General features: G+C 42.3%; 28 protein-coding genes, 1 tRNA gene and 1 pseudogene. 21 read left to right on the forward strand and 9 right to left on the reverse strand.

All coding sequences use genetic code 11. The features are described from left to right. Nucleotides 1-302: 302 nt before the first annotated feature. Entirely contained in the window at nt 303-680 is a 378-nt protein-coding gene (locus tag FTV52_RS12340; protein WP_096902643.1) for a GNAT family N-acetyltransferase, read from the reverse strand. 96 nt (nt 681-776) lie between these two features. Here FTV52_RS12340 and hisB point away from each other — a divergent pair, with 96 nt between their 5' ends. From hisB to FTV52_RS12370, 6 genes are all read left to right on the forward strand, one after another. Continuing rightward, nucleotides 777-1370: an imidazoleglycerol-phosphate dehydratase HisB gene (gene hisB, locus FTV52_RS12345; protein WP_096902642.1), complete on the forward strand. Its 594-nt coding sequence runs from the start codon at nt 777-779 to the stop codon at nt 1368-1370. After that, nucleotides 1370-1987 (forward strand): imidazole glycerol phosphate synthase subunit HisH, encoded by a 618-nt coding sequence (hisH, locus tag FTV52_RS12350; protein WP_004974401.1) that lies wholly within the window; start codon nt 1370-1372, stop codon nt 1985-1987. Before hisB ends, hisH begins: the two co-directional genes overlap by 1 nt. Nucleotides 1988-2235: 248 nt before the next feature. After that, nucleotides 2236-2706, forward strand: a complete 471-nt coding sequence (locus FTV52_RS12355) for a DUF805 domain-containing protein (RefSeq protein WP_179990274.1) — start codon at nt 2236-2238, stop codon at nt 2704-2706. A 169-nt stretch (nt 2707-2875) separates the two neighbouring features. Beyond that, nucleotides 2876-3553, forward strand: a complete 678-nt coding sequence (locus FTV52_RS12360; protein ID WP_179990272.1) for a 3'-5' exonuclease — start codon at nt 2876-2878, stop codon at nt 3551-3553. Nucleotides 3554-3620: 67 nt separating this feature from the next. Then, on the forward strand, nt 3621-4352 hold the full coding sequence (gene hisA / locus FTV52_RS12365; RefSeq protein ID WP_154320235.1) for a 1-(5-phosphoribosyl)-5-[(5-phosphoribosylamino)methylideneamino]imidazole-4-carboxamide isomerase: 732 nt from the start codon (nt 3621-3623) through the stop codon (nt 4350-4352). Between the two features lie 112 nt (nt 4353-4464). After that, nucleotides 4465-5355, forward strand: coding sequence for a DMT family transporter (locus tag FTV52_RS12370; protein WP_228274487.1), 891 nt, complete (start codon nt 4465-4467; stop codon nt 5353-5355). A gap of 55 nt (nt 5356-5410) precedes the next feature. Here FTV52_RS12370 and FTV52_RS12375 read toward each other — a convergent pair whose 3' ends face one another. The 3 genes from FTV52_RS12375 to FTV52_RS12385 are packed head-to-tail and all read right to left on the reverse strand — an operon-like array spanning nt 5411 to nt 7448. Further along, nucleotides 5411-5815: a hypothetical protein gene (locus tag FTV52_RS12375; protein ID WP_004974391.1), complete on the reverse strand. Its 405-nt coding sequence runs from the start codon at nt 5813-5815 to the stop codon at nt 5411-5413. A gap of 40 nt (nt 5816-5855) precedes the next feature. Further along, nucleotides 5856-6485 carry a DUF1294 domain-containing protein gene (locus FTV52_RS12380; RefSeq protein WP_096902640.1) on the reverse strand — a complete coding sequence of 210 codons (630 nt, stop codon included), beginning with the start codon at nt 6483-6485 and terminating at the stop codon, nt 5856-5858. Between the two features lie 12 nt (nt 6486-6497). Further along, nucleotides 6498-7448: a homoserine kinase gene (locus FTV52_RS12385; RefSeq protein ID WP_179990270.1), complete on the reverse strand. Its 951-nt coding sequence runs from the start codon at nt 7446-7448 to the stop codon at nt 6498-6500. A gap of 113 nt (nt 7449-7561) precedes the next feature. Between FTV52_RS12385 and hisF the strand changes: the two genes are divergently transcribed. Continuing rightward, nucleotides 7562-8320, forward strand: a complete 759-nt coding sequence (hisF, locus tag FTV52_RS12390; RefSeq protein ID WP_154320232.1) for an imidazole glycerol phosphate synthase subunit HisF — start codon at nt 7562-7564, stop codon at nt 8318-8320. A gap of 356 nt (nt 8321-8676) precedes the next feature. On the opposite strand, the gene FTV52_RS12395 is transcribed toward hisF, so the two are convergent. Further along, entirely contained in the window at nt 8677-9291 is a 615-nt protein-coding gene (locus FTV52_RS12395; RefSeq protein WP_154320231.1) for a hypothetical protein, read from the reverse strand. 127 nt (nt 9292-9418) lie between these two features. Here FTV52_RS12395 and FTV52_RS12400 point away from each other — a divergent pair, with 127 nt between their 5' ends. After that, nucleotides 9419-10420: an AraC family transcriptional regulator gene (locus tag FTV52_RS12400; RefSeq protein ID WP_004974378.1), complete on the forward strand. Its 1002-nt coding sequence runs from the start codon at nt 9419-9421 to the stop codon at nt 10418-10420. A 153-nt stretch (nt 10421-10573) separates the two neighbouring features. After that, nucleotides 10574-11224 carry an aquaporin Z gene (gene aqpZ, locus FTV52_RS12405; protein ID WP_179990931.1) on the forward strand — a complete coding sequence of 217 codons (651 nt, stop codon included), beginning with the start codon at nt 10574-10576 and terminating at the stop codon, nt 11222-11224. A 152-nt stretch (nt 11225-11376) separates the two neighbouring features. Here aqpZ and FTV52_RS12410 read toward each other — a convergent pair whose 3' ends face one another. Together FTV52_RS12410 and FTV52_RS12415 are read right to left on the reverse strand one after the other, a co-directional pair. After that, nucleotides 11377-11622, reverse strand: a complete 246-nt coding sequence (locus FTV52_RS12410; protein ID WP_004974374.1) for a hypothetical protein — start codon at nt 11620-11622, stop codon at nt 11377-11379. Nucleotides 11623-11671: 49 nt separating this feature from the next. Continuing rightward, nucleotides 11672-12748, reverse strand: a complete 1077-nt coding sequence (locus FTV52_RS12415; protein ID WP_179990911.1) for a DNA/RNA non-specific endonuclease — start codon at nt 12746-12748, stop codon at nt 11672-11674. A 344-nt stretch (nt 12749-13092) separates the two neighbouring features. Between FTV52_RS12415 and FTV52_RS12420 the strand changes: the two genes are divergently transcribed. Further along, complete coding sequence (locus tag FTV52_RS12420) at nt 13093-13698, forward strand: hypothetical protein (RefSeq protein ID WP_004974369.1); 606 nt, start codon at nt 13093-13095, stop codon at nt 13696-13698. Between the two features lie 83 nt (nt 13699-13781). On the opposite strand, the gene FTV52_RS12425 is transcribed toward FTV52_RS12420, so the two are convergent. Then, nucleotides 13782-15662 (reverse strand): potassium transporter Kup, encoded by a 1881-nt coding sequence (locus tag FTV52_RS12425; protein WP_004974367.1) that lies wholly within the window; start codon nt 15660-15662, stop codon nt 13782-13784. 119 nt (nt 15663-15781) lie between these two features. On the opposite strand from FTV52_RS12425, the gene FTV52_RS12430 reads away from it, so the two are divergent. The 11 genes and pseudogenes from FTV52_RS12430 to FTV52_RS12480 all read left to right on the forward strand — a co-directional run bounded on the left by FTV52_RS12430 (nt 15782) and on the right by FTV52_RS12480 (nt 23317). Beyond that, nucleotides 15782-15872 (forward strand) — tRNA-Ser (locus FTV52_RS12430). A 179-nt stretch (nt 15873-16051) separates the two neighbouring features. Further along, nucleotides 16052-17257 carry an integrase arm-type DNA-binding domain-containing protein gene (locus tag FTV52_RS12435; RefSeq protein ID WP_179990912.1) on the forward strand — a complete coding sequence of 402 codons (1206 nt, stop codon included), beginning with the start codon at nt 16052-16054 and terminating at the stop codon, nt 17255-17257. A gap of 144 nt (nt 17258-17401) precedes the next feature. Beyond that, nucleotides 17402-18652, forward strand: coding sequence for a hypothetical protein (locus tag FTV52_RS12440; protein ID WP_179990913.1), 1251 nt, complete (start codon nt 17402-17404; stop codon nt 18650-18652). A gap of 127 nt (nt 18653-18779) precedes the next feature. Next, entirely contained in the window at nt 18780-19067 is a 288-nt protein-coding gene (locus FTV52_RS12445) for an AlpA family transcriptional regulator (RefSeq protein ID WP_179990914.1), read from the forward strand. A gap of 2 nt (nt 19068-19069) precedes the next feature. Further along, nucleotides 19070-19765, forward strand: a complete 696-nt coding sequence (locus FTV52_RS12450; RefSeq protein WP_179990915.1) for a phage antirepressor KilAC domain-containing protein — start codon at nt 19070-19072, stop codon at nt 19763-19765. Beyond that, a pseudogene (locus FTV52_RS12455) lies at nt 19762-20076 on the forward strand (hypothetical protein). Before FTV52_RS12450 ends, FTV52_RS12455 begins: the two are co-directional and overlap by 4 nt. Beyond that, on the forward strand, nt 20073-20630 hold the full coding sequence (locus FTV52_RS12460) for a hypothetical protein (RefSeq protein WP_179990917.1): 558 nt from the start codon (nt 20073-20075) through the stop codon (nt 20628-20630). Before FTV52_RS12455 ends, FTV52_RS12460 begins: the two are co-directional and overlap by 4 nt. After that, the gene (locus FTV52_RS12465; RefSeq protein WP_179990918.1) at nt 20623-20799 is read left to right on the forward strand and encodes a hypothetical protein; all 177 of its coding nucleotides are present in this window, start codon (nt 20623-20625) and stop codon (nt 20797-20799) included. Before FTV52_RS12460 ends, FTV52_RS12465 begins: the two co-directional genes overlap by 8 nt. Beyond that, the gene (locus FTV52_RS12470) at nt 20789-21580 is read left to right on the forward strand and encodes a helix-turn-helix domain-containing protein (RefSeq protein ID WP_179990919.1); all 792 of its coding nucleotides are present in this window, start codon (nt 20789-20791) and stop codon (nt 21578-21580) included. Before FTV52_RS12465 ends, FTV52_RS12470 begins: the two co-directional genes overlap by 11 nt. Further along, nucleotides 21580-22950, forward strand: coding sequence for a replicative DNA helicase (dnaB, locus tag FTV52_RS12475; RefSeq protein ID WP_179990920.1), 1371 nt, complete (start codon nt 21580-21582; stop codon nt 22948-22950). The genes FTV52_RS12470 and dnaB overlap by 1 nt, the downstream gene beginning before the upstream one ends. 4 nt (nt 22951-22954) lie before the next feature. Next, nucleotides 22955-23317 (forward strand): hypothetical protein, encoded by a 363-nt coding sequence (locus FTV52_RS12480; RefSeq protein WP_179990921.1) that lies wholly within the window; start codon nt 22955-22957, stop codon nt 23315-23317. Nucleotides 23318-23429: 112 nt separating this feature from the next. Here the strand turns inward: FTV52_RS12480 and FTV52_RS12485 are convergent, their stop codons facing one another. After that, nucleotides 23430-23609, reverse strand: a complete 180-nt coding sequence (locus FTV52_RS12485; protein WP_179990922.1) for a hypothetical protein — start codon at nt 23607-23609, stop codon at nt 23430-23432. Between the last annotated feature and the right edge of the window lies 1 nt (nt 23610).

The following is a 23610-nucleotide window of genomic DNA, read 5'->3' on the forward strand; positions in this document are numbered from 1 at the left end:
CAGTATTTTTCTTAATAGTGACTATAGTACAAGTATTTAAAACGACATTTCGTGTCGTTCATATGGTTTACTCCAGTCGCTTATATCCTCGTGCTGAACCACGAGGTTTTACGCTCCAGTGGATAAACTTCTTTCACAAATCCGATTAAAACCATACTTCAATCCCCCATCATCCTCTTACGGAAGATATTCCTCATCCCTGAGCCATATATGGCGCAAGAGAAGGGATTTTCGATACTAATTTAATTTTGACCTATACGGATAAACTGAAAAGACAGACACAACGTCAGCTTTTTAAAAACTCACAACTTACCCAAATGCGCCAAACAACGATGAATCGCACCACAACCCGGCTGAAAGTGCTGCACACCTTTGGCTTCTTCCATACGGCACACCTCACTCACCAAACGATCTGCCACACCTCGACCACGGTTTGCAGGATGCACCACAATATATTCAAGCGTACGATGATCATCTTGCCCTGTGCACCAAATCGCACCAATCACTTTAGTATTAAATTCTGCCGTGTAAAGTAGGGTATACTGAGCCAAGTTCTGCTCAAGTTGGCTTACCGCATCTTGCCCATCGCCAAATTCAGGGCTGGTATCATACAGTCGCTCAAGCTGGCTGCGCACTTCGGTATTTTCCAGTGAAGTATAGGCATGTACGGTAATAGGCATTGATTAACCCTCCTGAGCAATCTAATATGCTGAGACTTCGTCACAGCGAAAACATTTTACATCAATCATTTTTGACGTTTTTTGAGGAACGTGTCTATGACCCAACGTATCAGTGAAGTGGTGAGAAATACCAACGAAACTAAAATTCGAGTTCGTGTGAATCTGGACGGTACGGGTCAAGGCACACTCAACACTGGAGTTCCATTTTTAGACCATATGATTGATCAAATCAAGCGACACGGTTTGTTTGATATTGATATTCATTGTGATGGCGACTTGGAAATTGATGATCACCACACTGTAGAAGACTGTGGTATCACGCTTGGACAAGCTTTTGCTCAAGCTTTGGGCGATAAAAAAGGTTTACGACGCTACGGTCACTTTTACGCACCACTTGATGAATCTTTAAGCCGTGTGATTGTCGATTTATCGGGTCGTCCGGGTTTATTTATGGATATTCCATTTACCCGCGCACGTATTGGTACTTTTGATGTGGATTTATTCTCAGAATTCTTCCAAGGCTTTGTCAACCATGCATTAATGACACTGCACATCGACAACCTCAAAGGTAAAAACAGCCACCACCAAATTGAAAGCGTATTTAAAGCATTTGCACGTGCTTTACGCATGGCATGTGAAGTCGATCCGCGTGCTGAAAATACAGTGGCATCAACCAAAGGAACACTCTAATGACCCGAATTGCCCTTCTTGACTATGGCATGGGAAATTTACACTCTGCAGCGAAAGCTTTAGAGCATGTGGGTGCAACGGTAGATGTGACCAATGACCCAAAACTGATTGCACAAGCCGATAAAATTGTGTTTCCAGGTGTGGGTGCTATGCGTGATTGTATGCAAGGCATGCATGAAGCTGGCATTGATGACGTGGTACGCAACGCGGTCTTTAATAAACCTGTACTTGCAATTTGTGTAGGCATGCAGGCGCTGATGCAACATTCCGAAGAAAATGGCGGAGCAGATGCACTGGGCATTTTTGCAGGTACAGTCAAACGCTTTCCTGAAGTAGCAGGTTTAAAAGTGCCACACATGGGTTGGAATCAGGTACATCAACGTGACCCGAGCCACCCTATGTGGAACAACATTGAACAAGATGCGCGTTTTTACTTCGTGCATAGTTTTTATGTTGAACCGCAAGATGAAAAAATCGTGGCCGCGACCTGTGATTATGGTTTAACTTTCTGTACAGCCCTGCATCAAGACAACTTGTTTGCAACGCAGTTCCACCCAGAAAAAAGTCACACTGTTGGTTTGCAGTTACTAAAAAACTTTGTGGAATGGAATATCTAATATTCAGGATGCTTCAATCAATAAAGCCGAGTTAATCTCGGCTTTATTTTTGCGTGAATGTTTTTCACTTTTATTGCACATTGATTTGTGTTTAAAATTAAAGCGTTTTTTATACCTTTTATTCAAAATAAACTGAGGGTCTGTCGATAATTGGTCTATGTTTGCGATGTGAGAGAGATATCTCACAAGATTTTTGAGCAAATATACGGTATGCGACAGAAAATTCAAAAAATCTAGGAATTACAACAATGAGTCAATATGTAGAAGATTCTGCACTCAGTGCAGCGGGGCGTTTTGGTCGATTATCATTTTTAGCGTGGAACTGTTTGCTCAGCTTGGGGCTTGCAGTACTGATTGCAATTATTGCCGTTGTTGCACCCAATTTATTGCTAGAGCTCGGCTCTGGCTCTATGGGCATCGGCATGATCTTGCTCGTGAGCATTTATATCGTGGCATTCTATTTTAGCTTTATTTTCACCATCCGCCGCTTGCATGACCGCAATCATACTGGCTGGTTGTCTTTGCTGATTTTGGTGCCTTTGGTGAATATTATTTTGGGTTTATATTTGGTATTTGCACCTGGCGATGATCGTCAAAATAGCTATGGTGCGGTACGTGAAACTGCAGGTTGGGAAAAAGTACTGGCTTGGATTTTTATTGTGCTGATGATTTTGGCGATTATTGGCAGCTTCTTGTCAGGTATATTCAGCAACGTCTAAGCAAAAATATTCCACTTGGTTGATATTTCGAAATAGCCCATCTATTGGGCTATTTTTTCAGGATATTCGCTGCAATCTTTGTCCTGCACAGCATTTTCAATCTTTTAAACTTTGCCAAATTCCGCAAAACGCTTTAGGCTAAAACCGCTTCTTTACCGCTTTGAATGTTATGGATCTCACTCGTCTGCGTACCCTGCCTAGCCCTGATGAAATTCGGCAATTGCCACTGTTTGAAAATATTGCGCGTCAAAATATTGTACTGATTCAAAATCTAGAGCAATGTCTAGCAATTGAAGCTGAACTGAAAACCGCAGCTGTCTTGGGTTTCGATTCTGAATCTAAACCCACGTTTAATGTAGGCGAAGTTTCTACAGGCCCGCATTTAATTCAGCTCGCAACCTTAGAAAAAGCCTATCTATTTCAGCTCAATGATGACATTTGGCAATTTTTGCAGCCAGTTTTTGCCAATCGCGATCAAATTAAAGTAGGTTTTGGGCTGAAAAATGATGCCCATTTATTTCGTAAAAAAGGTATACAACTGAATAGCGTGATTGAACTATCCAAATGTTTTGGCAGTTTTGGTTTTAAAAGTCCGCTTGGGCTTAAAAATGCCATGGCATTATTATTTCACGTTCATTTCCCTAAAAGCCGAAGTATCAGCACCTCAAACTGGGCACGTCAATCACTTAGTGAAGCGCAAATTGCCTATGCCGCAGCCGATGCCTACGCACCTGTGTTGATATTTGAAGAATTGGGGCGTTTGGGTCTATTGCCCGAGCATATCCCAAACAGTTCACTCAAATTGCGGATTCGTCCCTCTAAAACAAAACCTACAACAGATGCTTAGATATTTAACAATACTTTGTTAAGATGCACGGATTGAATTCAATAAGTTTTTGGCAAGGAGCGAAAGCATGCTGATCATCCCTGCAATTGACCTGAAAGATGGCAAATGTGTTCGTTTAAAACAAGGTCGTATGGAAGATGATACTGTATTTTCTGACGATCCAGTGGCGACAGCACAACATTGGGTAAATGAAGGCGCACGTCGCTTGCATTTAGTCGATTTAAACGGCGCTTTCGCAGGTACGCCAATTCATAAACCTGTGGTTGAAGCGATTGCAAAATCACAACCCGATCTCCCAATTCAAATTGGTGGCGGTATTCGTTCACTCGAAACCATTGAACACTATTTAGATGCAGGCGTATCGTTCGTGATTATTGGCACCAAAGCCGTTCAAGATCCTGCTTTTGTAGAAGAAGCCTGCAAGAAATTCGCAGGACACATCATTGTCGGCATTGACGCCATGAATGGCATGGTGGCAACCGATGGTTGGGCCAACGTCACAGACGTGAAGGCAACAGATTTAGCCAAGCGTTTTGCCGATGCAGGTGTATCTAGCATTGTTTATACCGATATTGCCCGTGATGGCATGATGCAAGGTGTGAACGTAGAACAAACCGTAAACTTGGCGCAATATTCAGGCTTACCTGTGATTGCTTCTGGCGGTGTGACCAATTTAGATGACGTACGCAACCTAAAAGGTCAGCCTGGCATTTTAGGTGCGATTACAGGTCGTGCAATTTACGAAGGCACGTTAAGCCTGCGTGAGGCACAGTTGCTTTTAGATGAGCAATCTTTGTAATTCTGCCGCGTATTTTTAAAGAGGTCTGCGGACCTCTTTTTTATTTTGATTTTATTTTACTCATTTTGAGTTTTCTTCATCTCCCACTGGTTCTATGTCTCAGCTTTCACCAATGCTTCGCAGCAAAGCCCCGCAACTGGCGCTCATTTTGATTACCTTAATTTGGGGTGCAACCTTCATTACCGTGCAATACGGTTTGAACTTCAGCAGTCCAGTACTGTTTGTAGGCTTACGTTTTGCCGCAGCCACGTTGGCCGTGGGGCTGATTTCATGGCGAAGCTTACGTGGTTTTAGCATCGATGAACTCTATGCAGGCTTTGCCATAGGCGCAGTCATTGCGCTAGGTTATGTCACTCAAACCATTGGCTTACAAAGTATCAGCAGTAGCGAATCGGCCTTTTTAACGGCGCTGTATGTCCCGCTTGTACCGCTATTGCTGTGGTTATGCTTTGATCAACGTCCGCATGTCATGACTTGGTTGGGTGCTATTTTGGCATTTGTAGGCTTGGTCTTTTTAACAGGCAATGGCTTAGGCGCAATTCAGTTAAGTTTTGGACAAGCCATTACTTTAATCGGTTCAATTGCGATTGCCTTTGAAATTATTTTAATTAGCTATTTTGCCAATCGGGTCAATTTAAAGCGCGTTACCCTCATCCAACTGGGTTGTGCATCGTTATTGTGTTTTGCGATTGCACCATGGGTTGGAGAAACTCAATTGCCCGAATTTCAGTGGTCACTCCTTGCTGTTTTGCTCGGCTTAGGCATTGCCAGTGCCGTGATTCAATTGGTGATGAACTGGGCGCAACGACAAGTAGACCCTGCGCAAGCTGCTATTATTTATGCAGGTGAGCCTGTTTGGGCCGCATTGATTGGACGTTTGGCAGGCGAGCGCTTGGCAGTTCTGGCGTTGTTCGGTGGACTACTGGTGGTTTTAGGCGTGCTGGTCAGCGAATGGCGACCAAAATTTTTAAAACGAAACACATCATCCCAAAAAGTTGAATGAACAGCATCTAGGCAAGATCGCTCAAAACATCTTAAAAAGACGAACGAACGTGAATTTAATGATACATCGGTAAATTATCATTCACGCGAATTAAACCGCGTATAGCACGGTAAACAATCCATAACCACGAAATAGCAACCACTGCGATACAGAAAAGTGTCGCAGCCAAAGTCATACTGGCAAAGCTTTGCGCATCTGGACTAAAGAACACCAAAAAGAACGGCACAAAGGCCACAATATTCCAAAACAGATACCACCAGAAGCTGCGAATTTGCCAAGTAAAATGACTGGCAAAAATTGAACCTTGTACATCACTACGTTTTAAATAGTTGATGATTAAGGCAATCACGGCCAATATCCCCGCAGAAAAAATCGCCACGATATACAGCACATATAAAATCATGGTCAATGAACGATGTGGGTCTTGATCTACTGAATATGAATGCTCTGCGTCTGACATAATGCACCTGACAAGCCTGTTACTGGAACAATATTCCCAATTAGATGTTAAGCTGATTCAACGGAGAAATCATCCATAAAATCAGAAAGATATTTAAGCCTATCGTACAAAAATAAATCTTACCAAAGGGTTGTTTTTGTGTTTTATGGCGTAATTTTTGTTGTGCTAACCATGCTGCAGGCCAACCCCCTAAAAAAGCCACAATATGCAAGTTATTTTCAGGAATACGACGTCCACCCTGCTGTGCAGCTTCTTTATCTTGTGCATACAGCCAATAACTCAGCGCATTCATCAAACTGATGAATAATAACAACATGCCGCTGAGCAATCCCAACAGCGTCAGCAAAGCCAAAGCAACAATATAAGCCACACATAATATTTGCATCGGCTGCATTTTTTGCGTGATGTTGGATGTTTTCGCACTCACAGCAGATGCCTTTGCTGCTTTGGTCTGCGAAGCTTTTAAATACACCGCTTGCTGTGCTCGGTAACGTCCGCGCTCATCCACAGTTACGGTATATTCCAAGGCACAGCCCACAATTGGACGTGGCCCTTGTCGGGCGAAGTCCTTAATGTGTAAAAACACGCGATCTTTTTGGTGGTCATTCGGCTGAATAAACCCATAACCCTGCTCATCAAACCATTCGACTAAACGCCCTTGATCACGCATGTTCTATATCCCTCAAGCTGTCACAAACTTTAAGCGTTCAATCAGCATATTCCGCATTTCATCTGGATTTTTCTGCAAAATATCTGCGCCTGTCCGCCCTTCTGCCGCATTTTTAGCAGCCACCTGCAAACGCATTAACCAAAAACGTCCTGCCGCCATTGCCAAATACAGTTCCAAACAGGCTTTTTCGTCTTGGGTTAAAGGACGCACCGTTTCGTAGGCATTTAAAAATGCAATCGCCTTGCTTTCATTTAAGCTCAGCTCAGGAAAATCGGTACAAAAATCATTCAGCGTAATCGCAATATCAAACAGCAATTCATCTTGATTTAATTCATAAAAATCTAAAATGCCTTGCAACTGATCATCTGCAAACAAGGTATTGTCACGGAATAAATCCGAGTGAATAAAACCTTTAGGACGCTGCGGATAGACTGCGGTTAAGGCTTCATACAAGCCCAAAAGTTTGGACAGTAAGGCTTGATCGGCCACATGCATTCTTGGTTTTAATTGGCGTGCGACCCCTGCCCAATAAGCATGATCACGTACATGATCGCGCTGCAAAGGAAAATTTTGTAAGGCCACATGCATTTTGGCTTGTGCAATCGCAATCGCTTCCACTTGCGCCACTGTTGCCAGTGTCGGATGCTGCCCAATTAAACGCGGTGCAATTTGTGCAGGTTTTTCTTTTAATTGGTGAATGGCTTGTCCCGAATAGGATAAAGGCACTGCCACAGGCAAACCCGCTTGCCCCAAATGCTGCAATACAGGAATTAATTCACCTGCCGCTTGCTGATCTAATTCTTCAAAAATGGTCAGCACGTACTCGTTTTGATTGTCGCAGCGCAAAAAATAATTGGTATTTTGAATCCCCCCTTGAATGGGAATCAGCTCGACCACCTCCAATCCATAAGGCGCTGCAAAGACCTGAACTTCCTTTAAAGTCAAAGGAGTATAAACCGACATAGAAAACCTGCGAAAAACCTGAGCTAAGTTTGATAGAATACCCGCTCCATCTGCCAAGGTGTAGCGCTTGTGTGGGTGAGTTTCATAATCGGCTGTAATAATTGGAAAAATTTATGCTAGCGAAACGTATTATTCCTTGCCTAGACGTAGATAATGGTCGCGTGGTTAAGGGCGTGCAATTCCTTGATATTCGTGATGCGGGCGACCCTGTCGAAGTGGCGCGTCGTTATAATGAACAAGGTGCCGATGAAATCACCTTTTTAGACATTACCGCTACCCATCATGGTCGTGATACGACTTATCGTACCGTAGAACGTATGGCAGAAACCGTGTTCGTGCCCCTCACCGTTGGTGGTGGCGTGCGTAAGGTTGAGGACATCCGCCTGTTACTTAACGCAGGTGCAGATAAAGTCAGCATTAACTCTGCAGCCGTGTTTAACCCTGAATTTGTGCAAGAAGCCTCACAGCGTTTTGGCGCGCAATGTATTGTGGTTGCCATTGATGCGAAAAAAACGGGTGATAACAAATGGGAAATTTTCACCCACGGTGGTCGTAAACCAACCGGTATTGATGCCATTGAATGGGCAGTGAAAATGGCAGACTATGGCGCAGGTGAGCTATTGGTCACCTCAATGGATGCCGATGGCACCAAAGCAGGCTATGACTTGGCGCTCATGCGTGCCATCAATGACCGTGTAATGGTACCTACCATTGCTTCTGGCGGTGTAGGTAATTTACAACACTTGGCCGATGGGATTCTAAAAGGCGGTGCCGATGCGGTACTGGCAGCCTCAATTTTCCACTTTGGTCAGCATACCATTCCTGAAGCCAAACAATATTTGGCAGCACAAGGCATTGAAATGCGTTTGTAAAATCATAGTGCAAACGAACTGTGAAAAGTGCAATCTGAGGATTGCACTTTTTTTAGCTTAAAATTGAAGTAAAGGTAAAATTTAGGCAGAAAAAAAGGAGTCCGAAGACTCCTATCAACTCAAAAAACCACAGCGCTGAGGTTCTTTTATCTTTTTAAATAGACTTATAAAAAAATAATCAACAAAATCAATTTATCATCACACAATATTCAACCGAAACATCCGTGGATATTTCACTGCACACAATATACGCAGAGCTTTAGCTGAAATATTGACCAAAAACACCAAAAACATTGACCATTTGCGACAAGACTTGCCCAAGCTGTCAGTACAAACCTTCATTTGCTGCAATACAGTTAAGATAACTGCTCTGCCACAGCTAATTTTTTCTCGACCCATTTGGCAGGAAAATATGCAGCAGACAGATGGTTTAAACCCTGTGCAATCACCCGAGGTAAGGCAATGCCTAACGGATTTTGCTCCTGTAAGGCAGGTGCTGAAATGACTCGCGTTCCTAAAATATAATCAAACCACGGTTTGGTCACGCACCAGTTCGCATCCTGATTGCTGTTCATGTGATGGTCATAATGCCACGGAATTTTCTTAACTGCCCACTCTGGCTCTAAATGCGCACGACGGTGAATATAATAATAATTCGCAGCACTATATAGCGCAGCCAAACTCATACCCTTAGAAATTGGATAGAACACGCCACTGGCCACCGTTGCCACCACAGCCAAAGACACAATTTCATTTTTGGTACGCCAGTTGCGAATCCCTTCGACATAGCCATGATCGTGAAAACTGGTTTTACGCACTTCACGATGATGTTCCCAATGTGATTTCATACTTTCAGGCACAGGACTATAACGGCGCTGCCCTGCTCGATGCGTTCCGTGCAAAATATATTTATGTGCCACCCATTCAAAACCATTGGCAACCACCAAACCTGCTAGAAATCCTTTCCACATCGCTATTTCTCCTTAAACACAGGACATCTTGACTCTGATGTTCACTATAGGCATGTGAGATTGACTAGATCTTGACCAAAAAAATCAATATCATTGACAAATGACGACAAAAATAAACCGATAACACATGCAACAATTCAAAGAATATACGGGCTCGGTCTATGGTGGCTTAGGGCATTTATTGATGTGCTATTACCAAGCAAAAAAGCTGCCCATTCCAGAAAAATTACATCAGATTCAAAATCTGGAACGTTTTGATTATGCCCTCTGGCGTGACTTGCTCAGCACTTTGGAGCAACAATTACCACAACCTGCTTTGGGTTTGGAAATTGCCAAATACGTGCAGCCCAAACATTTAGGCATCATTGCGTATTTAGCCTTGTCCTGTGATCATCTGGGTGAAGCATTACAGCGTTACCACGATTTTCATCGCTTGATTTACGATGGTGGCCCGTTGCAAGTCGAAGCACAAAACGATTATTTATCCATTCGTTGGTCAGAATTGCCCGTGCACATGACCACACAATTAACCGATGAAATTGCCATTGCTTTAATGATGGAATTTTTGAAGCACTTTATGCAGTTTGAAGATATTTGCCTGCACGAAGTACATTTTCATCATCCTGCGCCTAAAAATATTGCACTGTATGAGCAGTATTTTCATTGCAAAGTGCGTTTTTCTCAGCCAATTACCCAAGTGTTGCTGCCTGTTTCCGAACTGGCAAAACCCTTTCATCAGGGCGATCAGACCTTACAGCATTTATTGTTGCAACAGGCACAAGCCTTATTGGAAAAGCTACCGAATAGCACCCAAACCGATCAGCGTTTACAACAAGCCATTTTGACGGGGCTGCAAAAAAATATGTATCAAATTGAACATATTGCTCAGCAATTACATATTTCTGTACGTCAGTTGCAACGTCATTTGCAACAGCAAGGCACGACCTACCAAAAACGCATGCAGGAAGTACGCTGTTTATTGGCAGAACAATATTTACAAGACCCACATTTAAGTCTGCAAGAAATTGCGCTATTGCTGGGTTATTCAGAACAAAGTGCCTTTCAGCGTGCGTTTAAACAATGGACGCAGCACACACCACAACAATGGCGGATGCAACGTGCTTCATGATTGCTTCTTTTTACTTTAATTTATGTTAAATTCATCACAATATCGATCTAAAATGCGATAAATTTAATTGAAGTTTGATTAATTAACTCAAAAAATAAGCACTGGAGAATCAAATTGAATAAGTATTTCGCAGAACTGGCTGGCACATTCTAGCTGGTATTTGGTGGTTGTGGTGGTGCGGTATTGGCTGCAGCTTTTCCTGAATTGGGCATTGGTTTTGTGGGGGTATCCCTCGCGTTCGGTCTGACCGTATTAACCGCGGCCTATGCACTTGGGCACATTTCAGGTGGTCAATTTAACCCTGCAGTCAGTATTGGTTTGTGGGCAGGTGGACGTTTTGAAGCCAAAGAACTCGCACCGTATATTATTTCACAAATTATTGGTGCGACTCTGGCCGCACTGGTGTTGTATCTGATTGTACAGGGTCAGGCAGGTTTTGCAGGCACAGGCGGTTTCGCGACCAACGGCTATGGAGATTTATCTCCTGGTAAATACGCACTTAGCTCAGTTTTAATGATTGTAGTTGTACTCACTGCAGGTTTCTTGATGATTATTATGGGTGCAACTGACAAACGTGCGCCTGCAGGTTTTGCCCCAATTGCAATTGGTTTGGCACTGACCTTAATCCATCTGATCAGTATTCCTGTGACCAATACATCTGTTAACCCTGCACGTAGTACAGGTGTAGCCTTCTTTGCAGAAACTGCAGCACTGAGCCAGCTTTGGGCTTTCTGGGTCGCTCCAATTGTCGGTGCGGTGATTGGTGCGGTGCTGTATCGCGCTATGGCAAAAGCTGAAGACTGATCTTCAAAACTTTAAATCCACAGCTTTTCAAGATGTCTGGGATTTATCTAAAAACACACAAAACAACAAAGCCCGTTCAAGCGTTTGAGCGGGCTTTTTAATGGCTTAGATGAGCAGATTAAAGTAGATTTAATATCTTGAGATGGCATCCATTATAAAAATGGATTTTCAATTTCACCCGCTTCGGGACGATCTAACTTTTCAGGCAGATTCGGAGTCTGCTCCAAAGTTGCAACAACTTCATTCAAAAAAGCCTGTAGTGCTTTGGCTGCCTGTAAACCCGCCTGATCTTTGCTGATTTGCAAATTGCCATACACATTGATGCAATCTAAATCATTTTCTAAGGTTAAGTCATGAATCGCATGTGATTCAGTCCCATTTTGAAACGGTTTAAACATTGAATTCACCTTAGCATGAAGGATGCAATATCCATCATCTTAACCCAGTTTAAGATTTCAACAACTGTAAAATATATTGCAATAAAGCTTCAATCAATTGCTTCACAATTGCATCTTGGGTATCTGCATCAATGCTAGCACCCGATGCAGGACTACTGCCTGAGCGTTTAAATTCGGTTTGCAAGGCTTGTAATTGCTCAGCAGATACATCTTCTGCGCACTGGCTTTCTGCATCCCAATGTGAGTAGGCAATCGGTGTATTGGCTTTTACAGCATTTGCAGTCAAAGGCAATTTATAGGTATTGCGCTTTTGTTCTTCACTTAATTGTGGGAATAAATTAATGCCCAACTGTTCTTCTAAATAGCAGACACTGACCACTTTCACCTGTAGTGAGTCATTATTCGGTGCATAGTAAGCACCAATCGCCCCAGTTTTCGGCATATACACGGCTTTATATACTGCAGTCGGCACAATCACACCCTGCCCAATGGTTTTTAGACGTTTGGTATTGAAGCTTGGCCCTGTAATCACATACACATCTTGCTTTTGTTTGGTCACCATTGCACGGGTGGCTTCTTCAAGTTCACGCCAAACCTGCTGATTATTTTTAGGCGCTTGCGGCACAATATTGGCCAGAGAAAAACTATCAAACTGCGCAGCCAAATTGGTCATATCTGCATTTGGCGCCATGTGACCACGGTCATAGCCCGAGCCACGATAATCCTGTAATGTCGCACGGTGTTCTGCCTTAACCCGTGGTTCTTCATGAAAATTATCTTCACGTGGAATACGCTGATTAAAACGTGCAGGGGTTAATGCTTCAGCCACCCATAACGGCGTTTTGGATACCCCTGAATACATCACATTAAAGTCATTAAAACACAGCGGATAGCTGTCTTTTTGCAGGCTATTTTTCAGTAAATAGGGCGGCGTTTCTCGATAGAACTGGGTTAGGCAAGCACTATTTCCTGAACTCGGCACCAGTGAAGTCCACTGGCTAATTTTTTCTTGACCAAAAGCAATCACAAAACTCCCTGTTGCCACTACACCGAGTAGCACTTTCAAGCTGTTTTGATTGAAAATTTGAGTCCAAATGTTGTTGGAATTGCGCCGTTTTCTTGCCATAACCGTTACTGTGACTTCGCTCTAAATCCGCAGAGTTTGCCCGAGCTTAACAATCCACTCACAGCTTGTATATGAAGCACCTCTTGTTCGTCTAACAATTAAACAAAACCCGCGCCATAACACCACAAAAGCCATACACAGCCTGAGTTTTAAGCACTTTTGACATCAGTCTAGATCAAGTTTGGTAGATTTGATTGCATCCGTTTTAGCGAATCTGCCAAGCTAAATACACCTTAAAGACATCGCTCAGCGACACCCAAGCGCATTGCGCTGCTCTAGCTGGATGTCATTGACGATTTAAATTGGTTTTAACTTTATTTTTGCGATTTTTGATGGAGAAATACATGCGTTTTCATCTTTTTGCTTGTGCTTTGGTTGGTAGCAGTATCAGCATTTCTGCCTTTGCCGAACCACCCATTCAAGCAGGTGATACTTTAGAAAGTTTATCTAAAGTCAAAATAAGCACCACGATTAATGGGCAAGCAGGCTCACTACAAGAATTAATCGCCAATGGTCAGATACGCATTGTACCGAGTACAGATACAAACTTAACAAGTCCAGCAGAAAATATAGCGCAACAGCCTGCAAACCAAATTTCAGCCGAACAAGCCAATCTGGCTCAAGACAATGTACCGATGACGATGCCTGTCGGGACTGAATCCGAACTGCAACACGCAGCGCAGGCAGAGCAAGTGAGCGAACAACACATACAAGCCACCTCTGCGCCATTATTGTCATCTTCAGCCGATTTACCTGTAAATGCTGGCGATGATGTGGATGTCACCGCAGAAGCGCTAAATGCTGCACCACAAAACCCTGCTGCATCTGAACAAGCAGCAGTCAATCTGCCCACGACTGAACGGCTTGAAACCACAGCACCTGCGGCACAGGGCGCAGATGTAAACGATATAGATTTAAGCCATCTACAACCAAGTGATACGGAACAATAAGATCTGTTTAAGACCAATCTTGAGCTAAAAATAAAAAACCAGCACTTTATAATGCTGGTTTTTTAAAATCTATTGAGCAGTTTTTAAATTTCGATTTGACTACCCAATTCCACCACACGGTTGGTTGGAATTTGATAGAAATCACTCACAGGACTGGTATTGCGCTGCATTGAAATAAACAGTTTTTCACGCCACGGTGACATGCCATCGCCCACCGTATGCACAATTCGATCACGCGAAATAAAGAAGCTCATTTGCATCATATCGAATTCAAACTCAAGCTGTTCATAGGCTTGTTTCAAGGCATTTGGAATATTTGGCTGATCTTTAAAACCGTAATACATGGCAATCCGATAAAAACGATCATCCAGTTTTTCGACTTGAATCCGATCTTGCTGCGCCACAAATGGAATATCACGCGTGATGACCGTTACCATGATATTGCGTTCATGTAAGACCTTGTTGTGCTTAATATTATGCAACATGGCATGTGGCACAATGTTAGGCGTACCTGTCAAGAAAATCGCATCGCCAGGGACAAATTTGGTTTCATTGCCCATACTAATACTGTGAATGAATAGGTCTATCGGCAAGGCATCTTTTTCCAAACGATTGAAAACCAATGCACGACCATCTTTCCACGTCATTAAAATGGTATACATGATGGCGCCAATTAAAATTGGCACCCATCCCCCTGACACAATTTTGAGCGAGGTCGAAGCCACAAAAATTAAATCTAGGGTTAAAAATGGCACTGCAAAAAGGGCAACTTTCCACATCGGCCAACGCCAAAAACCATAGGCCAGCACTGAAATTAAAATCGTGCCACACAGCATGGTCATGGTCACTGCCACGCCATAAGCACTGGCAAGTCTGGCACTATTTTCAAATAATAAAATTAAGATAAGCACCGAAATAAATAAGGCCCAGTTAATGAATGGCAAATAGATTTGACCACGTTCAACATCGGACGTGTGACGTACAGTCAGGCGTGGTAAATAACGCAATTGAATGGCCTGATTGACCATTGAAAATACCCCTGTGATCACCGCTTGAGAAGCGATCACCGCTGCAGCTGTGGCTAAACCAATCATCGGGTATAAGCCCCATTCAGGCACCAACATATAGAACGGATTTTCAATCGCTGCAGGGTTACGTAGCAATAATGCCCCTTGTCCTGCGTAATTCAATAACAAGCAAGGTAAGACAATCAAAAACCACGCGAGGCGAATAGGCATCCGCCCAAAATGCCCCATATCGGCATAGAGTGCTTCGCCACCCGTCATGGTTAAAATCACCGCACCCATGGTGAGAAATGCAACAAAGGGTTGCTCTACTACAAAGTTAAACGCCCAGTGTGGACTGACCATGGCCAATACAAATGGGGTTTGGATGATACTGAGCAGCCCTGCACCGCCAATGGCTAAAAACCACAGCAAAGTCAGTGGGCCAAAAAATTTGCCCATAGTGCCTGTACCATGACGCTGCACAATGAACAGTCCTGCCAAAATACCAATGGAGAGCGGTACGAGCCATTGATTAAAGATAGGCGTGGCAATACTTAGTCCTTCAATGGCAGACAATACTGAAATGGCGGGGGTGATAATGCCATCGCCAAAGAACAGGGATGCACCAATAAAGCCAAGTGCGATCAGGAAGATTTTTTTGTCTTCGGCAATACGGGTGGTGCGCAGGTTCAATGCCAATAATGACATGATCCCGCCTTCGCCATTGTTATCGGCACGCATAATAATGGTGACGTATTTGAAGCTGATGGTGAGCATCATGCACCAGAAAATTAGGGATAAAATTCCCAATACACTGGCTTGGGTAATTGCAAGATGCGCCGTTAAAAAAGTTTGTCTGAAGGCATACAGAGGACTGGTTCCGATATCCCCAAATACAACTCCGAGTGCAGCCAAGGTAATGACGGGTAAGGCTGCTTTTTTTGCAGTACTTTGCATAGGTGTCTTCGATTTAGACGGTATTTTTGAGAATCATAGCACTACGCTGAAAGTTTTTCTCTAAATCAAATTTTTCAACTTGGCTTTGTACTATTTTTTGGTTATTATCCACCGCCTATGGTGAAGTGTCCGAGTGGCTGAAGGAGCACGCCTGGAAAGTGTGTATACGTTAATAGCGTATCGAGGGTTCGAATCCCTCTTTCACCGCCAAATTCGAAAGAACTGCAATCCAACGCAGTATATAAAGGTTTAAATCTAAAGGGTTTAAGCCTTTTTTATTGTCTATAGCAAAGAAGTGCATTCCCCTGCAATCGTTGGTATATTGTTGGTATAAGGGTTGGTATAGAGACAATACCAATGCATTTATACCAACAAAGGGGTATACCAACATGCTCACCGACACGAAAATTAGACGCCTCAAACCAACACCAGACAAAAAAACTCCAGATAAATATAGTGACGGCAATGGTCTACAACTCCATGTATTCCATACTGGTCGTATGAGTTGGATCTTCGCGTATCGCTTTAATGGGAAACAAAAAAACCTGACCTTAGGTTCTTACGAATTTATGAGTTTGGCACAAGCCAGAGCCAAGCATTTGGAAGCCAGGTCATTACTCGCTGAAGGAGTTGACCCAGGTGAGCAGAAAAAGAAGCAGAAGTCTAAAGCAAATGAGAACACCTCATTTAAAAGCTTAGCACTTGAATGGTTAGAAGGCAGAAAAGACTTTGTTAAAGAACCTACATATTTAAGAGATCTGTCTGTCTTTGAAAAAGACCTTTTTCCCTACATCGGTAAAATGCCTATTGAAGAGATTAAAGGAAGAGATGTTCTGGACTGTGCTCAACGAATAGAAGCTCGCGGTGCTCAGGAGATGGCTAAGCGATCCATCCCTTTAGCAGGTCGAGTATTCAGGCATGCCATCCGAAAAGGTTTAATTGAAAACGACCCCACCCCTCACCTGCACGAAGCATTGAAGCCTAGAAAAGTGAAAAACATGGCACGACTGGATATATCAGAGTTTCCAGACTTCCTGCACCGCATGGATCGGTACCACGGTAATATCCTGGTGAAGACGGCGCTACAGTTAATGACCCTAACCTTTGTGCGTACAGCTGAACTTCGGATGATGGAATGGGATGAGATTAATTTTGAAACCAGAGAATGGCGTATCCCACCTCACAAAATGAAGATGGCCTTACTGCACATTGTCCCTCTATCCAACCAAGCTATTGAACTACTGGAAAGCCTGAAGCCATTAACCGGACATAAGCAGTACGTTTTTTACAACCATAGTACAGGGAAACCATTAAGCAGTAATGCACTGTTGAGTGCCATTAGAACCATGGGCTATATGGGCAAAATGACTGGTCACGGCTTTAGAGGGTTAGCATCAACCACCTTGCACGAACAGGGATATCTACATGATGCCATTGAAGTACAGCTGGCACACAAGACTGGTAACGCCGTCTCTCAAGCCTATAACCATGCTCAACACTTACAGTACAGAACCAAGATGATGCAGGAATGGGCAAATTTTATAGATAGCCTTAGAGATAATGTTGTTCCATTTCCTAAAGGGAAACGTGCTTAAAAATTTGAATGCTTATCAAAAAATTAGTCATTAGAAGTAAGGGTTTTTTGCTATATTCAGTTTGCTAAGTCTAGGCTGATCCCCGAAAGTCGGACACCCAATCCGATTGACTTAGCTAATTTTTGGGGACGCTGTGGGAAGCATATGAAATCAGTTTATTCATTAGAAGAAGTCATCGCGGCTTCACAAAATAGCCTTTCAATTAATGATATAAAACACTACTGCCGAATCGGTAAATTAAATCCGTGCATCTACTTTGAAGGCAACCTAGTCTGTATTCGTGAAGACAGGTATCAAGAAACTCCTTGTAAAACTGACCCAGTAGCCCATGTAGAAGAAGTGAAATGGTCTACTATTTTCGAAGGCTATATACATTTTTCTCAATTGATTGATTATCTGGATCCTAAACATGCCTTAGATTCTGGTATTTTTTATAATGTAGATAAAATTCTTGAATTCATTACACCACTAAATACAGATACTCTTAAAGTTCCTCTGGCAAAGAATGAGTACCTGAAAGCCTTTCCACGGAAAATTGACGATGACATTAAAAATATAAGATGGTTATTGGAAGCGACCGATTTTGAAGGAAATACTTTTTACTCTCGAGATATTGTCTTTCACCACTCTGAAGTAGAGTTTTTATTACCTCACAGCCAGAAGGCATTTCAGGTAAAAATAGATACTCCTCTTTTTTATAAAAACGAATTTTTCACACTTATTGAGGCCGCATGTCTTATAGCTAATATAAACCCGGTAGATATAAATAACGCTTGGGATGATGCTAACTTTTCAGCCAAATATCCAAAGTTTGTCGAAGCTCATAATTTTGTGCTCTCGATTTACCATACAAGCAATTTAAAGCGTTCTGAATCGCCATTATTTCTTGCATCAGAACTTAAACAATTACTAGCAAATAAGGGAATTCTTATCTCTGGATTCAATGACAATATTGAACAGATGAATTTGGAAACTGAGCTTTTCGAGCTAAGAAGAGAAAAAATAAAGCTGATGGAAGAAAAGCAAAAACTAGAATCTAAAGTGCATGATCTAGAAAATATAAAAATCAATTTGGAAGCAGCACTTAAAGAAAACTGCTTGCCGTTTAGTGGTGACGATCCTAATTTCCCTATCGAATTATCATTAGCAATTTTTATTTGGACTGAAATATATATCAATAAAAGATTCCCTCAAAAATACTCACATGAGCAATCAGTTTCAGAGTTATTTACTACGATGGATTTTGCAGATATTCCTTTAACAGAGAAACTAAAGGACCGTTTAAAAACTGTAACCACCCCCCTACGCCTCAAACCTAAAGAGTGGAATACTTTTAAAGAAAACCTAAAAAATCACGGTTATGCATTGAGTAAGTTACCAGAGGGCACCCCTTAAAGGGGACCCTTTAATTTAAGGAGGACCGCTTCCCTCCCCCTAGAGTGGCATGTTTATATGCGGCTATCACGGCATTGCAATGAAATGCAAATGCCATCTATTTCGTTTGAATAGGATAGTTATAAACATGGCTTCCACGAATCAAGACCGTTTCCTAAGAATCAAAGATTTGGCTAATTATCCAGCTAAACCAGCAACACGACATATTTACAAAAGTGGGATAAATAAAGGCCAAACTAAAAATATAAATGCCCGACCAGGCTCTAAAGGAATCGTTGGCGTTTCAGATAAAACTATCTGGAATTGGGTAAAACGTGGTGAATTTCCAGCACCAATCAAATTGAGCCCAACAGTTACAGTGTGGCGTCTTTCTGAAGTTCAAGCATGGATGGCTTCAAAAGGATTGGAGGCTTAATAATGAATGCTTCTATTAATGTACTTTTTCCATCGCAACAAATGCTGAGTTCAGATATCGCTAGCCTAACTAACATCCGCTTAGATTCTGTCAAAAGAACTATCGAACGTTTAGCTGAACGCCGTGTTATTGCTTTACCACCAACGGTGGAAAAGCCTACAAATGGCCGTACAAGTACTGAATATGTGTTTTCAGGTGAACAAGGAAAGCTCGACTCAATCACGGTTGTTGCTCAACTTTGTCCAGAGTTCACTGCAGCAATTGTAAAACGCTGGTATGAGCTTGAGCAGCAGACTCCAGCATTCGATATCAGCAATCCTCAGCATCTCCTGCAGGCGATTGAAGTCCAAGCTAAACAGAATCTCCAATTAAGTGCTGAAAACCAAGTGCTGACCAAGGCAATCGAAAACATTACTCATACTGAACACGGTGTGAAGTTCCAGCAAGCCTGCAAAATTTTGAATGTGAAGCAGCAAGAACTGGCCGAATGGCTTCGGAAACATAACTGGGATCGCTATCTAAACGGTGCTAGAGCATCTACTTACTACAGTGAAAGCCGTGGTTACTGTGAAACTAAATATTCACTCAAAGAAGGTGTAAAACCATCTGGTCAATCATACAGCTATACACAGACCGAATTCTTCATATTGCCAAAAGGTATGCAGATCCTAGCTAAAAGGTTTGGGGAGCGGCCATGAATTTTCAAAATATTTTCTGTTTAAGGCTTCTCAAATTAAAAATGATCGGCTATATTGATCCTGTTCGGTGCAAAATCATCGAATTAGCTTTGGTCGGCTATGAATACACAAGCGCATACAGTCCGCTACGGGCTTTTTTTATGCGTAAAATCTCTATGCTTCTGCATCTCTATGGTGAAGCTGGAGAGGGACATCTTCGGATGTGCAGGTCTCTTGTGTACCTGTCGACCAACCCTTTTCAGCTTTACCACCCTCACTTGGTCGTGACTGGTAAAGCTCCTAAACAAACACAAGGAGCGCATTCATCATGAACGCTAAAGTACAAATTCAATTTCCAGAACAATCAATTCCTTTTTACAGTGTCGCTGATATTATCAGTGCCTATTCACTTGCATCTGAAGCTGCCACACAACTTCGAACTTTGGCTAACCAGATCAACAAAGCAACGGCTTTCGTTAAAGCATTTGTACAAGAAAATGATAAAGCCGACTCCTCTGCTTTTGCTGAACTAGAAAATCTAATAACAATTTCCCAGCAGCTTGCTAACAGTCAAGCAGACACTTGCATGCGTGAACTTAACAGACATACGCATAAGCCTGATGATCAGTACGGTGCTGGGGATCTGTTCGATGCTTACTCTCTTGCTCATGAAAATACATCATGGCTTGAGACCATGTTTTATCAAATTAAAGATGAAGTCGAAGTAGTCAAAGAAACTATCAAGCAAGGTACTCATGGCGCCGTCTTTGGGACTCTTGAGCACTTAATTCATATTGCTGCGTATTGGGCAGGGAGTCATAGCAACACTTTCGATGTTGAACGCGAAAAGCATGAAGCGGAATGGGAGGCTACTAAAAATGGATAAGCCTTCTATCTCCTCAGAAAAAATCAAAATTCAGCCAGAGCCTGTTGTCGATCAGACAGCAATGCCCCAATCAGCTGCATATATTGAATCAGTGCGTATTACTCCAGAGCGTCTCTGGAATACTGTGTTGAAAAATTATAAGCAGCAAGGAGGGCCTAGTGAGCATTGATGCAACACGCTGGGCTTGGACTGTTCCAGTGAACAATTCATCACAACGTCTCGTTCTGCTTTCGTTAGCAGATCGAGCTGGTGAAGAACATACGGCTTGGCCAAGCATAGATCGCCTGGCCAAAGATACCGTGCTGGACAAAAAAACAGTTCAAAAAGTTATTTTAGAGTTAATCAACTTGGGCCTAGTTGAAGATACAGGTGAACGTACGGGACCTACCAGACGTGTTCGCGTTCTTAAGCTCAACGGCGTGAAGGGTCGCGAGGAGTTTGCACAAAATCATGATAATTCAAACAACCCCAAAAACGGGAATATTAAACGATCCAAAAAACGGAATGATTCAAATAACGGTAATATTCCCGAAAACGGTGCTTTGAATATGCCCAAAAACGGGATGTTGAATGATCCCAAAAATGGGGTACAGAACCTATCAGAGAATCCATCCATGAATCTCTCTCAAGAGCACGATTGGATTCCTGATACAGATCAGCTGGCAACGAAGTTAAAAATGGCAGGATATGGAAATAGTCTTGACTCGATCTTTGGTCTGCCAAGTTTTGAATTTGAGCTGAGTGCATTCAACTCTCACTTTGATAGTCAGGTCCTATCAAACAGTAAAAAGCTTCATAAGTTCACAGCGTGGATCATAGATAAGTTTGAGCGTTACAAAAAAGCAAACCCAAACTATGTGCATCAATTTCAACCTAATACTGTTTCAACTGATCAACCAATTATTAATTTGTCTGATAGTAAGCCTAAAAGTTTACTTGGGAGCATGTAATGAATACCAACTCGGCTCCGATCCATAATCTACAAATTGAGCAAGGAGTACTTGCTGCACTAATGACTGTGACTGGATCTTATGCACAGGTTGAAAATTTACTATCAGTAGATGATTTTTATGCCGTACGTCACAAACTGATTTTTCAAGCGATAGTAAGTCTAGACTCAAAAAACTCGCCGTACGATGTTGTTCTAGTTAACCAATGGCTGGAAATGAATAACCACAGCTTAGCTTCAGGTGGTGAGCAATATCTCATGCAGCTAATGAGCGATGCTCCCTCTAGCTTCTATAACTTAGTGCCATACGCCGAAAAATTGAAAGACCTAACAGCATGTCGCCAAGTTGAATCGGAAGCCTTAAAAATCATTCAGCAAGCCCGTCATTTAAATGTCACTCGCGGTGAGTTGGTACAAAATGCTCAAGCTGCCTTTGCTGATTTGAATACTGAATCAGGTAGTGAGTCGTTATTCCATATTCATGATGCTGCAGCAAATACTTTTCAAGAAATGCATCGAAAAATTGATGCGGCTATCGCAGGGAAAACATTAATTAAAGGGATTCAAACAGGTATCTATGACCTTGATAAAAAGCTTGGTGACGTTGAACCTGGTTGCCTAATGGTGGTGGCTGCACGGCCCGCGATGGGTAAAACTACGATGCTCCAGCTCATCGCAAACAATGTAGCAGTCATACAGAAAAAGCCTGCCCTCATCATGTCTGGCGAAATGCCTAAAGAGCAGATCGCCATGCGTCTCTGTTGCGCGATTGCACCTGCAGATATTGGAGTAGTGCGCAACTCTCCTCATCTGCTACCTAAAAATGAATTCACCGCATATACAAACGCCGTTGTTATGCTTAAAAGCATACCAATGCATATCAATGACACTTCTCGACCTTCTATTGCCAATATCCGTGAATCCATTCGCAAAATACAACACCAATACGGGTCCATAGGTATTGTTCTTGTCGACTACCTACAGATCATGAAGACAACAAAACAATTCGCCCGAGAGGATTTAAAAATTGCCTATTTCACTGGTGAACTTAAAGCCATGGCTAAAGAGTTTGATTGCGTCATTGTTCTTTTATCTCAGCTCAATCGTGAGTTAGAAAAACGTCCAAACAAGCGCCCAATGATGTCAGATCTACGTGAATCAGGCGCGATAGAACAAGATGCAGACCAAATTATTTTCCTGTATCGAGATGAAGTCTATAACAAAGAAACTCGGTACCGAGGTATTGCTGAGGCTATTGTTGGAAAAAACCGTCACGGCGAAGCAGGTACCGCATATATGCATGCTCAACTGAAGTATTGCCAATTTACCAATTTGGATCCTGAAGCACTTAATGAAATTCAAGGAGCATAAATAAATGGCTCACAGCATTGATCGAACTATAGCGCAGAAGGCCGCAGCTGACCGATTCATCAATCTAAGAACTAAAAAGAAAGTTAAAGAATTTATTGTTAAACAGCGCGGTTACAAACGTCCAGACTTCAATCGAATGATTCTGGACTTAAACAAATGTGGCTGGACACACGAAAAGATTGCGTTCGTTTTGCCAGTTGCAAACGCCAGTACCGTGTCTGAATGGGCACGTGGCGGCAAACCTAATTACGAAAATGGAGAGGCATTAATTCAACTATGGCGGACTGAAACGGGTGTTAGCCGTGAACCTCGTGAAGGTGAATGGGGAACATATCAATATAAAATTGGACAATTAGAATTGCTCTAAGTACAAATATATAAGTCTCCAAATAGGGCTTTGTAATATTGAATGCTTGGTTTTTCCATCAGAAAAAGAAAAGCCCACCGTATAGATGAGCCCTTCTTATTTAAGCTTTAATTCAAGTTTTTTTGGTTTGAGCTTGACTAAACTTTTGGATAATTTGCTGTGAATATATTTGAGCTTGGGCATTAGCTAAATTCCTAGAATCTTTCAAATGTTTATAATCCTCAAGATTCATACAGCTCTGCTGTAAGTTTTTACTAAAATTTTTTAATGTTTCATTTATTGTTTTCATCATT

Origin of the sequence: Acinetobacter sp. YH1901141 (assembly GCF_013416935.1) — a bacterium.
Lineage (GTDB): Bacteria > Pseudomonadota > Gammaproteobacteria > Pseudomonadales > Moraxellaceae > Acinetobacter > Acinetobacter towneri.

Excerpts from the sequence above, each read along its gene's own strand:
- FTV52_RS12340 (WP_096902643.1), bottom strand. The coding sequence starts at position 680 with ATGCCTATTACCGTACATGCCTATACTTCACTGGAAAATACCGAAGTG.
- hisB (WP_096902642.1), top strand. The coding sequence starts at position 777 with ATGACCCAACGTATCAGTGAAGTGGTGAGAAATACCAACGAAACTAAA.
- hisH (WP_004974401.1), top strand. The coding sequence starts at position 1,370 with ATGACCCGAATTGCCCTTCTTGACTATGGCATGGGAAATTTACACTCT.
- FTV52_RS12355 (WP_179990274.1), top strand. The coding sequence starts at position 2,236 with ATGAGTCAATATGTAGAAGATTCTGCACTCAGTGCAGCGGGGCGTTTT.
- FTV52_RS12360 (WP_179990272.1), top strand. The coding sequence starts at position 2,876 with ATGGATCTCACTCGTCTGCGTACCCTGCCTAGCCCTGATGAAATTCGG.
- hisA (WP_154320235.1), top strand. The coding sequence starts at position 3,621 with ATGCTGATCATCCCTGCAATTGACCTGAAAGATGGCAAATGTGTTCGT.
- FTV52_RS12370 (WP_228274487.1), top strand. The coding sequence starts at position 4,465 with ATGCTTCGCAGCAAAGCCCCGCAACTGGCGCTCATTTTGATTACCTTA.
- FTV52_RS12375 (WP_004974391.1), bottom strand. The coding sequence starts at position 5,815 with ATGTCAGACGCAGAGCATTCATATTCAGTAGATCAAGACCCACATCGT.
- FTV52_RS12380 (WP_096902640.1), bottom strand. The coding sequence starts at position 6,485 with ATGCGTGATCAAGGGCGTTTAGTCGAATGGTTTGATGAGCAGGGTTAT.
- FTV52_RS12385 (WP_179990270.1), bottom strand. The coding sequence starts at position 7,448 with ATGTCGGTTTATACTCCTTTGACTTTAAAGGAAGTTCAGGTCTTTGCA.
- hisF (WP_154320232.1), top strand. The coding sequence starts at position 7,562 with ATGCTAGCGAAACGTATTATTCCTTGCCTAGACGTAGATAATGGTCGC.
- FTV52_RS12395 (WP_154320231.1), bottom strand. The coding sequence starts at position 9,291 with ATGTGGAAAGGATTTCTAGCAGGTTTGGTGGTTGCCAATGGTTTTGAA.
- FTV52_RS12400 (WP_004974378.1), top strand. The coding sequence starts at position 9,419 with ATGCAACAATTCAAAGAATATACGGGCTCGGTCTATGGTGGCTTAGGG.
- FTV52_RS12410 (WP_004974374.1), bottom strand. The coding sequence starts at position 11,622 with ATGTTTAAACCGTTTCAAAATGGGACTGAATCACATGCGATTCATGAC.
- FTV52_RS12415 (WP_179990911.1), bottom strand. The coding sequence starts at position 12,748 with ATGGCAAGAAAACGGCGCAATTCCAACAACATTTGGACTCAAATTTTC.
- FTV52_RS12420 (WP_004974369.1), top strand. The coding sequence starts at position 13,093 with ATGCGTTTTCATCTTTTTGCTTGTGCTTTGGTTGGTAGCAGTATCAGC.
- FTV52_RS12425 (WP_004974367.1), bottom strand. The coding sequence starts at position 15,662 with ATGCAAAGTACTGCAAAAAAAGCAGCCTTACCCGTCATTACCTTGGCT.
- FTV52_RS12435 (WP_179990912.1), top strand. The coding sequence starts at position 16,052 with ATGCTCACCGACACGAAAATTAGACGCCTCAAACCAACACCAGACAAA.
- FTV52_RS12440 (WP_179990913.1), top strand. The coding sequence starts at position 17,402 with ATGAAATCAGTTTATTCATTAGAAGAAGTCATCGCGGCTTCACAAAAT.
- FTV52_RS12445 (WP_179990914.1), top strand. The coding sequence starts at position 18,780 with ATGGCTTCCACGAATCAAGACCGTTTCCTAAGAATCAAAGATTTGGCT.
- FTV52_RS12450 (WP_179990915.1), top strand. The coding sequence starts at position 19,070 with ATGAATGCTTCTATTAATGTACTTTTTCCATCGCAACAAATGCTGAGT.
- FTV52_RS12460 (WP_179990917.1), top strand. The coding sequence starts at position 20,073 with ATGAACGCTAAAGTACAAATTCAATTTCCAGAACAATCAATTCCTTTT.
- FTV52_RS12465 (WP_179990918.1), top strand. The coding sequence starts at position 20,623 with ATGGATAAGCCTTCTATCTCCTCAGAAAAAATCAAAATTCAGCCAGAG.
- dnaB (WP_179990920.1), top strand. The coding sequence starts at position 21,580 with ATGAATACCAACTCGGCTCCGATCCATAATCTACAAATTGAGCAAGGA.
- FTV52_RS12480 (WP_179990921.1), top strand. The coding sequence starts at position 22,955 with ATGGCTCACAGCATTGATCGAACTATAGCGCAGAAGGCCGCAGCTGAC.
- FTV52_RS12485 (WP_179990922.1), bottom strand. The coding sequence starts at position 23,609 with ATGATGAAAACAATAAATGAAACATTAAAAAATTTTAGTAAAAACTTA.